Source organism: Thalassospira sp. Z349TD_5, from assembly GCF_056173045.1.
The window spans coordinates 2,647,787-2,662,861 of sequence record NZ_CM149654.1; the positions used below are offsets into that span (position 1 = coordinate 2,647,787).

Consider the following 15,075-nt stretch of genomic DNA (forward strand, 5'->3'; position numbering starts at 1 on the left):
CTGCCCGAAATTCATCCTCCGGGCAGTTTCTCAAATCAGACAACGCTTGGGAAGCCTGTTTTCACACAGGCTCAAATCGGCGGGCCTTTGAGATTCTCAGGTCAATCTAACATTGATGGCTAGGTGTGGACCCTCAATAGGTTGTCCCGGTTTATTCCGAGGCGACTGATAGGTGTCAGGTCTTTTATCCCACCGTGGGGTCTGTGCCAATTATAGAGATGAACCCAAAGATGAAGGTCTTTTGCGCGTTGATCCGATGACTGGTAGGGCCGGGCATAGGCCCATTCACGCAAAGCCGTCTGAATGAAGCGTTCAGCCTTTCCGTTTGTTTGAGGGGTATAGGGTTTTGTCCGCAGGTGTTTGATCCCGAGCTGTTTGCAGGCTTTTGCGAAGGCCATTGATGTATAACAGGGTCCGTTATCGGACATGATCCCTGTTACCCTGACACCGAGGCTTTGATAATAGGCGACGGCGGCCTTGAGATGAGCGATGGCACTATCGGCCTTTTCATCGGGATGGATCTGGCAAAACGACAGGCGTGAATGATCGTCGATGGCGACATGGACATATTCCCAGCCATAGCCACCCTGCTTGCGTGAGCGTGGGTTCGACTGACCGGTGCGCTCCCCCGTAACGCGGTGACCGGGCTGCTCGAAGCGCCCGAGTTTCTTGATGTCGAGATGGATGATTTCGCCGGGGCTTTCGCGTTCGTAACGATGTATCGGCTCGGCAGGGGCAAGGTCTTTGAGGCGGGATAGTCCTGCGCGTTTCAGGACACGGCTCACGGTTGCTGGTGAGACATTGGTTTCCCGGGCGATATGCTTACCAGTCCAGCGACGTCGGCGCAGGGCGATGATACGGTCGATGGTCTCAGGTACTGTCGGGTTGTGCAGTTTCCTGGAGCGTGAGGAGCGGTCCTGTAACCCTGCCAGGCCTTCAAGCTGGTAGCGCGTCCGCCATTTGCGCGCGGTGCGCGGGCACACCCCTGCGAGTGCTGCCGCACTCTCCGGGCTGTGCCCGCCCTCCATCAGACGGACCAAACGTTCTCGACCTATCGGTGTTAAACGGGCATTCTTGTGCATGTTCATTCGGGCTGGCCTCCAAGGATGGTTGAAGCTTGGTAACTCCAGTCTCCTCGGTCTGGCCCGAATGGACAACCTGTTGAAAGTTCACAGCTAGGCGCTTGGCCAACTGCCCTTAAGGCGTCCACCGATCCGGACTGATTCAATACGCTTGGCCAATCCGGTGTTATTGTCGGTTTCGACAAAAACACCACAAACCGTCGCCGGGCCTTCTGCTGGTTCAAACCGGCCAGATGGCATTTTGGTCAGGAATTTGCGGACAGAGGTTTCTTTTTTCATGCCGATGACCGAATCAAAATCACCACACATGCCAACATCGGTTTGATAGCCTGTACCATTTGGCAAGATTTGCGCATCAGCAGTTGGCACATGCGTGTGCGTGCCCAAAACGAGTGACGCACGCCCGTCACAATGATGGCCAAACGCCATCTTTTCGGATGTGGTTTCAGCATGAAAATCAAGAATGATGGCATCAACGTTTTTGCCAAGCTTATGCTTGGAAAACAACTTGTTCGCGCCCTGGAACGGGCACGACATCGGGTCCATGAACAAACGGCCCATCATGTTGATTACGCAGACCTTCTTGCCCGAACGGGTTTTAACAACGTAGTCGCCCTTGCCCGGTGTGTCATCCGGGAAGTTCCAGGGACGCAGAAGTTTTTCATCCTCGTCGATATAGGCAATGATCTCGCGCTGATCCCAGACATGATTGCCTGTGGTCAGAACATCCGCACCAGCATCATAGAATTCCTTGCAGATTTTGGCCGTAACGCCAAAGCCATGGGCTGCGTTTTCGACATTCACCACCGCGACATCAACAGACAAACGATCGCGGAGCATCGGCAATGCTTCCAAGGCAGCTATACGACCGCTCTGACCCAGAACATCGCCGAGATGGAGTAAACGCATATTATTTCCTGTGTTTCTTCACATGCCCAGAATGCGGACATGCTTTTTAAGGGCAGCACCCAAACCCGGGACGCACCGCAACTGCATTACGTAAAGGAGACGGGATATGTTCAGATATCTTCAATAAATAAAGCGGGAGCCACACTGCCGTTGGTCATATGGTAATTCCTCGTGACCTGCGTGTGCAGGTGGGCGCCGTTTAACGAGACCACGGCCTCGACAGGGACAGCTCCCTAGAGAAATGAGCATCGGCCCCGGGAATTAGCGAACCTGACGCACAGGGCAGCTCCCTTAATGCTGTCGTTCTTGATCACCGCGAACGGCGCATCGCAAACGGGTCAGCGATCGGAACTTAGTCCTCGATTGGGGTAATTTCAAGTGCCTTGAGAATTCGTCCCTTGCCAAGGCCACGTCTTTGTCAGGTCCATGCCCGACCTTTGCACCACACTTTGGCAATTTACAAAGCACAACAATGGCGCAGCCCTGCCCGTATACAGACTAATTAATCCCTGATCAGCTTTGCGGCGATGCCTTCGATCCGACCGGCCATATTTTCAATATTTTCTGCCAGCACGTCGCTTTCAGCAGCCGAAAGACTTCCCGGCTCTGCAACGGTTGGCTGTTCTGGTTTTGGCGCACGCAGTTGCTCATGGGCATCACCCAGTTCATCGGCAATCAGCAAACTTGTCATCACCAGCAACCGCTGTTCACCGATCTGGCCGACCGCGCCAGAGATTTCCTTAACCCGTTCATCGACATAATTAGCCAAAGAATGGATGCGTTCTTCCTGACCGTCATCGCACGCGATGTCATAACTGCGACCATTAATGCGAATGGAAACCTGTGCCATGAGTTATGCCTGCTCCTTGACGGGTTCTTCTGAAAGAACGAGTTTTAGCTGGTCAACCGCGCCATCAAGCCGTGCCGAAACGGTTTCAGTGGTATGGGTAAGTTTGTCGTAATCTGCGCGCAGCGCTGAAAGCTGACTGCGCAATGCTTCGACTTCCTGCACGTCAGACGACTGGTCCTGTGCATCTTGATCCAGCACCGACTCCACGGCGGTATCAAGACGGTCCAATGCTGTCTTTAGCCGATCACTTGCCTGTTGCAACCGCGACATAAATTCCTACCCGATATTATACGTTTCGAGGGCTGCAGATCGACATGATCTGCGGCGAATCATCACAATCGACCATAAAGCCAACCGATGATGTCATGAAAATGGCCGAAGTATCCGTTACCATTGTAGTGATCAATTTTTCTGCGACACCAAGAACCTACGAACGCGAAAATCAATCATTCCAACACAATGACGATAAACCTCTGAAAACATAGTGCCTCAATCGCACCAACGTCAACATGCCGCACGAAAGCAATGCAACATGAGAATATCCGTTAGCCAGATTTAAGGTAATCGGCGTCGTTTTTTGACAGAAGCGGTTGACGGATGGCGCCCATAAGGGCATCTTCCGCGCGAATTACGTTAATGTTTGAATAACCGTATTTAAGTGTTTTCATCGCCCGACCGCGAAACCCCCAGGAACCGCATCACATGACGACGCAAGCAGAACACAATCGCATGGCCAATGCCATCCGCTTCCTTTCGGCCGACGCTGTCGAAAAAGCAAACTCCGGACATCCGGGCATGCCGATGGGCATGGCAGATGTTGCGACTGTTCTTTACACCAAATTCTTGAAATTCGATCCAAAGCACCCGAACTGGCCGGACCGCGACCGTTTCATCCTGTCCGCAGGTCACGGTTCGATGCTTCTGTACTCGCTTCTGCACCTGACCGGGTACGAAGATTTCGATCTTGATCAGATCAAGAATTTCCGTCAGATGGGCTCACGCACGGCAGGTCATCCTGAATACGGCCACGGCGAAGGCATTGAAACCACCACCGGCCCGTTGGGTCAGGGGATTGCGACCTCGGTTGGTTTCGCCCTTGGCGAGCGCATCATGAATGCCCGTTATGGCAATGACGTTGTCGATCACTTTACCTATGTGATTGCGGGCGACGGTTGCCTGATGGAAGGTATTTCGCAAGAAGCCATTTCGATGGCTGGCCACATGAAACTGTCGAAACTGATCGTCCTGTTTGACGACAACGGCATTTCCATTGATGGCCCGACGTCGCTTTCGACGTCTGAAGATCACACCAAGCGCTTTGAAGCTGCTGGTTGGGATGTTCAGTCAATTGACGGTCACAACCCGGCTGCCATCGAAGCAGCGATTGCCAAAGCGAAAACCACCAACACCCCGTCGATGATCGCCTGCAAAACCGAAATCGGTTTTGGCGCACCGACCAAGGGTGGCACCTCGGCAACGCACGGCTCCCCACTTGGTGCCGAAGAACTTGCTGGTGCACGCAAAAAACTCGGTTGGACGTCTGAGCCGTTTGAGATCCCTGCTGACGTGCGTGACGCATGGACCGCTGCTGGTGCACGCGGTGCGGACGACTTCAATGCTTGGGGTGGTCGCTTCGAAGGTCTTGATGCCGCTCTGAAAGACGAGTTCGAGCGCCGCATCGAAGGCAAGCTTCCGGAAAACTGGATCGAAGCGTTTAACGACTATAAAAAGCAGATCACAGCAGATCAGCCGAAGGTCGCCACCCGTAAGGCGTCCGAGAACGTTCTTGAAGTTCTGACCAAAGCGATCCCGGAAATGATCGGCGGTTCTGCCGACCTGACCGGTTCGAACAACACCAAGACCAGCGTTCAGGCCCCGATCACCGCCGACGGTGGTTATGAAGGTGGCTACATCTATTACGGTATCCGTGAACACGGTATGGCCGCAGCCATGAACGGTTTGGCCCTGCATGGCGGCGTCCTGCCCTACGGCGGGACCTTCCTGGTCTTCACCGATTACTGCCGTCCGGCAATCCGTCTGTCGGCCCTGATGAACCAGCGCGTTGTTTACGTCATGACGCACGATTCAATCGGTCTTGGCGAAGACGGCCCGACCCATCAGCCGGTCGAACACGTTGCTTCGCTGCGCGCAATGCCGAACGTCACTGTCATCCGGCCGGGTGACGCGGTTGAGACCGCAGAAGCATGGGCAATGGCAATCACCAACGAAACCGGCCCGACCGTTCTGGCCCTTACCCGTCAGAACCTGCCGACCCTTCGTACCGAATACCGCGAAGACAATCTTGTCGCACGTGGCGGTTATGTGATTTCCGATTGTGACGGTGATCGTCAGGTTACCCTGATCGCGACGGGTTCCGAAGTTGAAATCGCAGTTGACGCTCAGGCCAAGCTGAAAGCCGACGGCATTAATGCTGTTGTGGTTTCGCTGCCAAGCTGGGAACTGTTTGACGCCCAGTCACCGGAATACCGCAAGGACGTTCTGGGCAGCGCACCGCGCGTTGCCATCGAAGCCCTGTCGGTGTTTGGTTGGGAAAAATATGTTGGCGATACCGGCAAGGTTATCGGCATGCATGGATTTGGTGCTTCTGCACCGGCTCCGGTTCTGTATGAGCATTTCGGCATCACTGCCGAGGCATTGGTCAAAGCGGCCAAGGAACTGGTTTAATTCAGAGGGTCGGATCGGTAATATGCCGATCCGGCCTTTTTTCTTTGGGTTTAAGCCCCAAGTCGTGATTGATACTCCCCAGGTAACAATCAGTATAATTTTGGAGGGATGAATGGCTATTCGCGTAGCGATTAATGGTTTTGGTCGTATCGGCCGTCTTGTTCTGCGTTCTATCGTTGAAAGCGGCCGCACCGATGTTGAAGTTGTTGCCATCAACGACCTGGGTGACGTGTCCACCAACGCACATCTTCTGAAATATGATTCTGTTCATGGCGTTCTTGCCAATGACGTCAAAGCCGAAGGCGAAAACCTCGTCATCGACGGCAAGGCGATCAAGGTTTGCTCTGAACGTGATCCGGCGAACCTGCCGTGGGCAGCACTGAATGTTGACATCGCATTTGAATGCACCGGTATCTTCCTTGACGAAGCGGGTGCTGGCAAACACCTGACCGCAGGTGCCAAACGCGTTCTGATTTCCGCCCCGGCAAAGGGTGATATCAAAACCGTTGTTTACGGTGTTAACAGCGACAGCCTGTCTGCCAGTGACGTGATTGTTTCGAACGCATCCTGCACCACCAACTGCCTTGCACCTGTTGCCGACGTTTTGAACAAGACCGTTGGCATCACCAAGGGCTTCATGACCACTGTTCACGCCTTTACCGGCGACCAGAACACGGTTGATAGCCTGCATAAAGACATGCGCCGTGCGCGTTCGGCATCGCTTTCAATGATCCCGACCTCGACCGGTGCGGCTAAGGCTGTTGGTCTTGTTCTGCCGGAACTGAACGGCAAACTTGACGGTACTTCGGTTCGTGTTCCGACCCCGAATGTCTCGATGATCGATCTGACCTTTGTTGCAGGTCGCGACACCACCGTTGATGAAATCAATGCTGCGATCAAAGAAGCTGCGAACGGCCCGCTTAAAGGTGTTCTTGGCGTCTGCGACGAACCGCTGGTATCGATTGATTTCAATCACAACCCGAACAGCTCGACCTTTGACGTCACCCAGACTCAGGTCATCGGTGGCAACTTTGTGCGTATCCTGTCGTGGTATGACAACGAATGGGGCTTCTCGAACCGTATGAGCGACACTGCTGTTGCCATGGCGAAGTTCCTGTAAGCATATCTGATCAGATTATCTGATTGATGATTTTGCAAAGTGCCCGAAGTATGCATCACTTCGGGCACTTTTCTTTTCCGGGGCAGCACGGCACAGTTGAGCCCATCCCTGCCCGTCCAAAATGACGACGCCCCAACCATGCGCACAGGAGCCCACCGTGAGCCTTTTGTTCAAAGAACTTGATTACCGGCCAACCCCGATGGGGGTGCTCAGCCTGCGCAGGCGGCGTGAACTCAGCCTTGAGATCGATGTTTATGAAATCAAGCTGGATGACGAATATCTGATGTCGAGTCTGTTTACCGATGCCGAGGTCGCACTCGCCGACCTTGGGTTGGCCGAGCTTGACCGAAATGATTTGAATGTCGTGGTTGGCGGGCTTGGTCTGGGCTATACCGCCAAGGCCGCCCTTGATAACCCAAAGACCGGCAAACTTGCGGTTCTTGATACGTTAAACGAAGTTATCGAATGGCATCAGGAAGGGTTGCTGCCCCTTGGTGAGCAACTCGCGCATGATACGCGCTGTGCGCTGGTGCATGGCGATTTCTTTGCCGCCTCCTTTGCCGACACGCCGGGCATGAACCCGGCCGAGCCGGACGTTAAACATGACGCCATCCTTTTGGACGTTGACCATTCACCGTCGAACGTTTTGCATCCCGATCACGCGCGGCTGTATACCGAAGATGGCCTCAAACGACTGGCACGCCATCTTGTGCCGGGCGGAATTTTTGCCCTTTGGTCAACCGAAATGCCCGAGCCGTGGTTTGACGCAAACCTGAAATCCGCCTTTGACAGCATCCGGGCCGAGGTGATTACTTTCAAGCATCCGGTCATGGACCGCGAAGACATCAATACGGTCTATATCGCGCGCACATCTTCATAAGGCGGTCTTAGAACCATATCGCCATGGCATCATCACACGCTGATCTGATCATTCGCATTCACGGTATTGCCGGTGCCCGTGCGGCCTGCCGGGGGATGGCAAGCGTACCCTTTACGCTGCTGTCGCCATCAAATGCCGCAATGTCGCTTGGGGCTGGTTGGTTTGGCGCTGTTATTGATCAGGTGCGTCAGGAATTTCCAAACGCGGATTTCAAGGCAATCCTCGATTGCCGCGGGCGGGTATCGGGTGCGCTGGCGGCCATTGAAATTGGCCTTGATGGTGTGATTGTCGAACCGGATACGTCTTCGCAATTTGACCGGTTGTCCGACCTTGGCGCACAGTCAAATTGCGACGTCGCCCTCGACCTTCCCAAAGACAGTTCGATCTATGAGATGGGTGATGACGTCCTGCCCGATCATGAATTGGACCGCCGGTTGCGGCAGCATCTGACGGACTAGTATCAATTGCCAAACGCCGTGTCAGAGGTTACACAACTGACAGGAAATCATCAGGAATTATCATCGTGAACGCAGACGAACATGCCGGTCTTTATCTTCTGACCCCGCCGAAAATCGAACTTGCCAGCTTTACGGAAAAGCTGAAGTCGGTTCTTGATACTGGTGCGGTCGATTGCCTGCAATTGCGACTGAAAGATGTTGGCGATGACGAAATCCGCAAGGCAATTGATGCGATTTTGCCCTTGTGTAACGGCCTCGACATTCCGCTTATTCTCAATGACCGGCCCGACATTGCCAAACAATCGGGATGTGACGGTGTGCATGTCGGCGAGGACGACGTCAGTTATGACGAGGCGCGCGCCATCATGGACGAAGAACACATTGTTGGTGTGTCGTGCTATGACAGTCGCCATCGCGCCATGGAACTTGGTGAAAAAGGGGCTGATTACGTTGCCTTTGGCGCGTTTTACCCGACCCAGACCAAAGAAGCCAAAACCAGTGTCACGCCGGAAATCCTTGAAATCTGGACGACATTTACCACCGTGCCCTGCGTTGCGATTGGCGGTATTACAGCGGAAAATCTGGCGCCAATCGTTCTGGCTGGCGCAGACTTTGTCGCGGTCACGGGCGGTGTCTGGAACCACATGGATGGCCCTGAGGCCGGTGCACGGGCGATCAAGGCGGCAATCATCGCAACCGACATCGAATAATCTGCGAACCGTAAAAACGGCTGGGCGGACAAATATTTGCCGGTAGCCATGCGTGAACGATGGGGAGTTATGCGCGATCCCCCTGTTCAATCTGCTTGCAGCACAGACGGCAAACTGGTAGTTAACGCCTCTTAAATGGGGCAAGTGCCCCCTATTACATTGTGAATCTGTGATCTGAAAGAACGGTTGGTGCCATGAAAATCAACGGCAACGAAATCCGTCCGGGTAACCTTATCGAACATAAAGGTGCCCTGTGGCGTGCGGTAAAATGTCAGGCTGTCAAACCAGGTAAAGGCGGTGCTTTTAACCAGGTTGAACTTAAAGATATTCGTAGCGGCACCAAGCTGAACGAGCGTTTCCGAGCATCGGAAACCGTTGAGCGCGTTCGTCTTGAGCAGAAAGAATACACCTATCTGTTCGCTGATGGTGACATGATCACCTTTATGGACAGCGAAACGTTCGAACAGATCACAGTAAACGCCGACCTTGTTGGCGAGCCTGCTGTTTATCTTCAGGATAACATGGTTGTTACCATCGAATCGTTTGAAGATGAGCCGCTTGCCGTAACCCTGCCCGAGCATGTTGTCTTCAAAATTGTTGAAGCAGATGCCGTGGTCAAAGGTCAGACCCAGTCTTCTTCTTTCAAACCGGCCGTCCTTGAAAACGGTGTTCGTGTGATGGTGCCCCCGCATATTGAATCGGGTACGCGCATCGTCGTGAACACTGTCGAAGGCACCTATCTTGAGCGTGCCAAGGATTAAGGACTTTTCCCGTCCTCTGGTTTAAGGATTGGGTCCATCCATATGAATGGAATGGGTCCCGACCCTCCTTTTAATTCAAATTCCGGGAGATATGCCGTGCGAGGCGCCGCCCGTCGTTCAGCAAATATCAACGTCATGTTCAAGGCCGTCGAAAAGGCTGCCTATGGACTAAAACGCGACTTCGGTGAAGTCGAGAACCTTCAGGTTTCGATGAAAGGCCCGGCAGATTTCGTATCTTCGGCTGATCTTCGTGCCGAAAAACGCCTGCGCGAAGAGCTTGAACGCTCCCGCCCCGGATACGGCTTCCTGCTTGAAGAAGGCGGTGAAATCAAGGGGTCCGACCCTGAACATCGCTGGATCATTGATCCGCTTGATGGCACCACCAACTTTCTGCATGGCATTCCGCATTTTGCCATTTCCGTTGCCCTTCAGAAGGGCGATGAAATCATTGCTGGCATCATTTATGACGTCGCCAAAGATGAATTCTTCTGGGCGGAAAAAGGCGTTGGTGCATTTCTTGATAACCGTCGCCTGCGTGTTTCGGGCCGTCGTCGCCTGAATGAATGCGTTCTGGCCTGTGGCGTTCCCCATATTGGCCACGGCGACCATGCCGTTTTCGAAAAGCAGCTGCACACAGTCATGGACCGTTGCGCTGGCGTACGTCGCATGGGTGCCGCATCGCTTGATATGGCATATGTTGCGGCTGGCCGTTATGACGGTTACTGGGAATCGCACATCAACGCGTGGGATATTGCGGCGGGTCTTATTCTCATTTCAGAAGCCGGTGGCTATGTCCGCGATGCCAAAGGTGGCACCAACATGCTCGGTACGGGCAGTGTCGTCGCTGCTAACGACTATATCCAGCCGGTTCTCGCCAAGGCACTTAAAAAAGCAGTTACCGACTAACTGTCGGCTTTTATTACCGTTTTTTGAAAGGGCTCCTTCGCATTTTGTCGAAGGGGCCCTTTTTCTTTTGCCGTCAAAGCGGTTGTCCATTACCTGGCTCTAAGTTATGGTGCATGGTACTGCACGCCGTCGCCCGATGCGAGGCAACCAGACAACAGGGGGGCATTCGATAATAATTATCGGGTGCCTAACGATCGACACAAAACTGTGTGAAATAGAAAAACGTTATACAAGACGGTTTCAAACACAGGGTATTAAGGGGCCTGCGATTTGATGGGGTATTCCAAGATTTCGGTGCTGGCGTTAATGACGGCACTCGGATCCAGCGCGTTCTTCGGCGGCAATGCTTCCGCACAACAATACTCCCCCGTTTCTGTAGACAGCAACGTACAGGTCAACTGGGACGTTGCCGACGGATATGGCGGACAGACAACTGTTCCGCAATATCTCTCCCCCACGGTATCGCGTGAGCATATTGTCATGCCGGGCGGTGATTTGATCTATCCCGAAACCCGCCCGCAGTCAGCTTTCCTTGCCAATGACCAGTTCTCATCCGCAGGGAATAGTTCATATGACGGTGGCTTTGAAACTGTTGTGATTGACGGTGCTGGGGGTAATGCCGTCCCAAGCCAGTCACAGTTCTATGGTGTACCCGGTGTGTCTGATACCGCCATGTCACCCTCAATGGATGACGGAGCGAACCAGACAATCGCCCTGCGCCAGCCCGAGGCAACCGCAGCCCCGCGAACCAAACCCGCAGCGCCGACAACAGTCGCAGCAACAGCCCCCTCTTCATCCACCTCATCTTCTGGCACTGCGCCAACGCCACTGACCAAACCTGCGCCTGCTCCGGCGGCTTCGACCATGACCGAGACATCAAGCGCACCGGCTGCTCCGACGACGGAAACTACCATGGTTGAACCGCCAAAGGCGCCGCCGCTTCCGAGTGCCGAAAGCAAGGCATCCGAAGCCCCCTCAGCACCGGTGGCTGAGCCGATTGGCAGTGGATCAGAAATTCCGGTTGCACCGACATCTGCGCCCGATACGACGTCTCAGCCAGCCCAGATGGCAGAAGTCGCACCGGCAGCACCCAAGCCAGAACCAAAACCAGAGCCAGCTGCCGCACCGGCGGCTGAGGAAGCATCGCTTCCACCAGCGACCAAAGCACCTGCCGCGAGCACCTCAACCGGTGCAGGCGAATACAGCCTTGGCTTTGCCAGTGACAGCTTTGAACTGACCAGTGCCGCCCAAAGCGAGCTTAATCAGGTCATTGCCGCCATGAGCAACGACGACAGCCTGCGTATTCAGCTGCAGGCATACGCCGAAGGCGACAGTGCAAATGCCTCAAAGGCGCGCCGACTGTCGCTGTCGCGTGCTCTTCAGGTCCGTTCCTATCTTATCGACAAGGGTGTGCGTTCCACACGCATTGACGTTCGCGCCTTGGGTGCGAATGTTCCGTCCGGCCCGGCAGACCGCGTCGATATCAAAACCGTTCAACGCTAGGATTAATCCGCTATGAGCAATCATTCGGCCAATGGTACCGGCACAGTTACGCCCATTACCAAACCCGGAAGTTATCTGACACGTATGGCCGTTTTTGTGGCCATTATTGTCGGGGTTGGCGCCCTGCTTTACCCTGCCCTGTCTGATGCCTTTATGGCCAATATTGTTCTGAACGGCCTGATTATCGGCGTCTTTTTCGTGGGTGTTATCTATACATTCCGCATGGCCGCAAGTCTGGCCCCGGAAGTCACCTGGATCGAAGATTTCCGCCGTAACCGCCCTGGCCTGACATCGCAGGTTCCGCCAAAACTGCTCGCCCCGATGGCCAGCATGATGACCGAACAACGCCGTGATCGCCCGCAACTCTCGACCATGTTGACCCGAACAATCCTTGATTCCATCCGTTCGCGTCTGGATGAAAGCCGTGAGCTGTCACGATACATCGTTGGCTTGCTTGTTTTCCTTGGCCTGCTCGGCACCTTCTGGGGCCTTCTGCAAACAGTGAATTCGGTTGCCGGCGTCATCAGTGACGTCAATGTCGGCGGCGGGTCCAACATGGATCTTTGGTTCTCCGAACTTAAAAATGGTCTTGCTGAGCCACTTGGCGGCATGGGCACAGCGTTTTCATCTTCCCTGTTTGGCCTTGCCGGATCGCTTGCCCTTGGTCTTTTGGACATGCAGGCCGGTCAGGCGCAAAACCGTTTCTTCAACGATCTTGAAGAATGGCTTTCAAGCTTTACCCGTCTTGGATCGGGAAGTGCTGTTGGTGATGGTGAACAGTCTGTTCCTGCGTATCTTTCGGCCCTGATCGAACAGATGGCCGACAACATGGAAGGGTTGCAAAACTCGATCCAGCGGTCGGAAAGTTCCCAGATCAAAAGCCATAACACCCTGATTGATCTGGCCGACAAGTTATCAACGCTCACCGATCAGATGAAAGCCGAACAGCAATTGATGGTCAAACTGGCGGAAAACCAGATGCACCTCAAACCCGTTCTCGATCAACTTGCGGATTCGATGAAAATGGGTAGCTTTGGCATTGATGATAATACCCGCGCCCACATCCGGTCCCTTGATAGCCAGCTTGGCCGTATTGGCGAAGAACTGACCATGGGCCGTCAGCAATCGACACAGGAAATCAGAAGCGAAATCAAACTTCTGGCCCGGACCATCGCCGCCATCGCCGAGGAGGGCTGATCGCATGATCGGGCTTTCGCGCCGTCGTAATCGCGATGTAAACACCTGGCCGGGCTTTGTTGATGCGCTGGCAACGCTTCTGATGGTGATCATCTTCCTTCTGATGATCTTTGTTATTGCGCAGGTATACCTTGGCGCTGCTCTATCAGGCCGTGATGAAGCGCTCAGTGACCTTACCGCACAGGTCAACGAGCTGACCAACCTTCTGTCGCTTGAGCGTGGCAACAATCAGCGCATGGAACTGGAATTGACCCAGCTCACGACCGAGCTTTCCAACACCAGTGACCAGCGTGACGACCTGAAATTACGTGCAGCCGCCCTTGCCAGCCAACTTGCCGATGCCCAGCTTTCGGCTGATGATATCGAAAAGAAACTGCTCGCAGCGCTGGCATCGATTGAAGAGAAAGATGCCGAACTGAACGAGATCCGCGAAAGCAAGAACGAAAAGATCGAAGATCAGGACGCCCGGATCGCCGAACTTTCCGCCCTTCTGGCATCGCGTGCCGCCGCCCTTGAGACGGAAAAGAAACTCAGCACCGAGGCCAAGGCACAGGTCGCAGCTCTTAATCAGCAGATGCTTGCCCTGCGTCAGCAACTGCAAAAAATCGAAGCCGCCCTTGAGGCTGCCGAAATCGAAAATGCCGATAAGGAAGCCCAGATTGTAAACCTTGGGCAGCGCCTGAACGCGGCCCTTGCGACCAAGGTTGCCGAATTGCAGCGCTACCGTTCGGAATTCTTTGGCCGCCTGCGCGAAGTACTTGGAGACCGTCAGGACATCCGGGTTGTCGGCGACCGGTTTGTGTTCCAGTCCGAGGTCCTGTTTGGTTCTGGCTCGGCTGATCTTGGCGAAGGCGGTCAGGAACAGCTGGCGAAACTTGGCGAGACGCTCAAAACCATCTCCGCTGATATTCCTGATGATATCGACTGGGTGATGCGGGTCGATGGCCACACCGACAAAGTGCCAATCCGCAACCTGCAATTCGCATCGAACTGGGAACTGTCAGCAGCACGTGCGATTTCCGTGGTTAAGTTCCTGATCGAACAGGGTGTGCCACCCAACCGTCTGGTTGCCGCCGGGTTTGGGGAGTACCAGCCCCTTGATAACCGCGTTGACGAAATCGCCTATCGCCGCAACCGGCGTATCGAGTTCAAGATAACAGAACGATAAGTCATCGTGCGAAACATTCCATCAACGGCACCCCATCGTGGGTGCCGTTTTCGTTCCCATCCCACTTAACGCGGCCGAAAAGTCTTGGAAACAATCGACGCACCAGCACGTTGGTCACAAAGGAGCCTTTCAGCATAAAGGAGGCCACGATGACCATTCTCAATCCCCGTCGGGAAACCGTTGGTGTTTTTCACGATCTCTCTGCTCTGCAACATGCAGCAGAAGACCTTTGTTCTGCGGGCTTCGCGCAAACAGACCTGAGCCTGCTGACAACCGAACACACCATCGAAGACAAGTTCGGCCACATTTACCGTAAGGCCGAAGACATCGACAACGACCCGAACATGCCGCCGCTGGCCTATACAACACCGACCCCGATCGGCAATGCAGAAGGTGCCCTTGTTGGCGCCCCAATGTATGCCGCGGCATTTGGCGCCGCGGGGGCTGTGATTGCGGCAGGTGGACAGATTGCCCTGACCATTTCAGCCATCATCGGTGCCGGTGGTGTTGGTGCCGCCGCAGGCGGTGTCATTGCCGCAATCATCGGAAAACGATATTCCACTGAATTGCAAGATGCCCTTGATCAGGGCGGGTTGTTGCTTTGGGCCAAAACACCTGATGAACCAACGGAAAATCGGGCCAAGGATATCTTTACCCGACATCGGGCAGAACTGGTCGGCACCCACGAAGTGGCAAATTCACACACCAAACGCGACATGCTTTAACGGGCCCTTCGTCAGCACCGTTCCCTGTTGCTTTGACCGTGGCAGCGTATGGACCAAATAAATGATCAGAAAAACAGTTCTCGTTTCCGGGGACTGTTTTTTTTGCACTGGTGAGTTCAAT

Annotated in this window: 15 protein-coding genes and 1 other RNA gene; 11 read left to right on the forward strand and 5 right to left on the reverse strand. The window is 54.2% G+C overall.

The window, feature by feature from the left end:
- Positions 1-119: 119 nt before the first annotated feature.
- The 5 genes from AC0VXT_RS12150 to AC0VXT_RS12170 form a co-directional block, all read right to left on the reverse strand.
- Positions 120-1,088: an IS481 family transposase gene (locus tag AC0VXT_RS12150; RefSeq protein WP_475545649.1), complete on the reverse strand. Its 969-nt coding sequence runs from the start codon at positions 1,086-1,088 to the stop codon at positions 120-122.
- Positions 1,089-1,175: 87 nt separating this feature from the next.
- The gene (locus AC0VXT_RS12155; protein WP_475545650.1) at positions 1,176-1,991 is read right to left on the reverse strand and encodes a TIGR00282 family metallophosphoesterase; all 816 of its coding nucleotides are present in this window, start codon (positions 1,989-1,991) and stop codon (positions 1,176-1,178) included.
- A 132-nt stretch (positions 1,992-2,123) separates the two neighbouring features.
- Positions 2,124-2,283: non-coding RNA, 6S RNA (ssrS, locus tag AC0VXT_RS12160), on the reverse strand.
- 210 nt (positions 2,284-2,493) lie between these two features.
- A complete protein-coding gene (locus AC0VXT_RS12165) occupies positions 2,494-2,841 on the reverse strand; it encodes a cell division protein ZapA (RefSeq protein ID WP_475545651.1) in 348 nt (115 codons plus the stop codon).
- A 3-nt stretch (positions 2,842-2,844) separates the two neighbouring features.
- Positions 2,845-3,111 carry a DUF4164 family protein gene (locus tag AC0VXT_RS12170; protein WP_417822591.1) on the reverse strand — a complete coding sequence of 89 codons (267 nt, stop codon included), beginning with the start codon at positions 3,109-3,111 and terminating at the stop codon, positions 2,845-2,847.
- A 432-nt stretch (positions 3,112-3,543) separates the two neighbouring features.
- Between AC0VXT_RS12170 and tkt the strand changes: the two genes are divergently transcribed.
- The 11 genes from tkt to AC0VXT_RS12225 all read left to right on the forward strand — a co-directional run bounded on the left by tkt (position 3,544) and on the right by AC0VXT_RS12225 (position 14,954).
- Complete coding sequence (tkt, locus tag AC0VXT_RS12175) at positions 3,544-5,526, forward strand: transketolase (protein ID WP_475545652.1); 1,983 nt, start codon at positions 3,544-3,546, stop codon at positions 5,524-5,526.
- A gap of 112 nt (positions 5,527-5,638) precedes the next feature.
- Positions 5,639-6,646 carry a type I glyceraldehyde-3-phosphate dehydrogenase gene (gene gap, locus AC0VXT_RS12180; protein WP_022730332.1) on the forward strand — a complete coding sequence of 336 codons (1,008 nt, stop codon included), beginning with the start codon at positions 5,639-5,641 and terminating at the stop codon, positions 6,644-6,646.
- Between the two features lie 157 nt (positions 6,647-6,803).
- Complete coding sequence (locus tag AC0VXT_RS12185) at positions 6,804-7,526, forward strand: polyamine aminopropyltransferase (protein WP_475545653.1); 723 nt, start codon at positions 6,804-6,806, stop codon at positions 7,524-7,526.
- 23 nt (positions 7,527-7,549) lie between these two features.
- On the forward strand, positions 7,550-7,984 hold the full coding sequence (locus tag AC0VXT_RS12190; protein ID WP_475545654.1) for a hypothetical protein: 435 nt from the start codon (positions 7,550-7,552) through the stop codon (positions 7,982-7,984).
- Positions 7,985-8,049: 65 nt separating this feature from the next.
- A complete protein-coding gene (gene thiE / locus AC0VXT_RS12195) occupies positions 8,050-8,694 on the forward strand; it encodes a thiamine phosphate synthase (protein ID WP_475545655.1) in 645 nt (214 codons plus the stop codon).
- Between the two features lie 194 nt (positions 8,695-8,888).
- Positions 8,889-9,455, forward strand: coding sequence for an elongation factor P (gene efp, locus AC0VXT_RS12200; protein ID WP_022730328.1), 567 nt, complete (start codon positions 8,889-8,891; stop codon positions 9,453-9,455).
- A 96-nt stretch (positions 9,456-9,551) separates the two neighbouring features.
- Positions 9,552-10,361, forward strand: a complete 810-nt coding sequence (locus AC0VXT_RS12205; protein WP_022730327.1) for an inositol monophosphatase family protein — start codon at positions 9,552-9,554, stop codon at positions 10,359-10,361.
- 273 nt (positions 10,362-10,634) lie between these two features.
- Positions 10,635-11,864 carry an OmpA family protein gene (locus AC0VXT_RS12210; RefSeq protein WP_475545656.1) on the forward strand — a complete coding sequence of 410 codons (1,230 nt, stop codon included), beginning with the start codon at positions 10,635-10,637 and terminating at the stop codon, positions 11,862-11,864.
- Positions 11,865-11,876: 12 nt separating this feature from the next.
- Positions 11,877-13,061, forward strand: a complete 1,185-nt coding sequence (locus tag AC0VXT_RS12215; RefSeq protein WP_475545657.1) for a flagellar motor protein MotA — start codon at positions 11,877-11,879, stop codon at positions 13,059-13,061.
- A 4-nt stretch (positions 13,062-13,065) separates the two neighbouring features.
- Complete coding sequence (locus AC0VXT_RS12220; protein ID WP_475545658.1) at positions 13,066-14,229, forward strand: peptidoglycan -binding protein; 1,164 nt, start codon at positions 13,066-13,068, stop codon at positions 14,227-14,229.
- Between the two features lie 149 nt (positions 14,230-14,378).
- Entirely contained in the window at positions 14,379-14,954 is a 576-nt protein-coding gene (locus tag AC0VXT_RS12225; protein ID WP_475545659.1) for a hypothetical protein, read from the forward strand.
- The last annotated feature ends 121 nt before the right edge of the window (positions 14,955-15,075 follow it).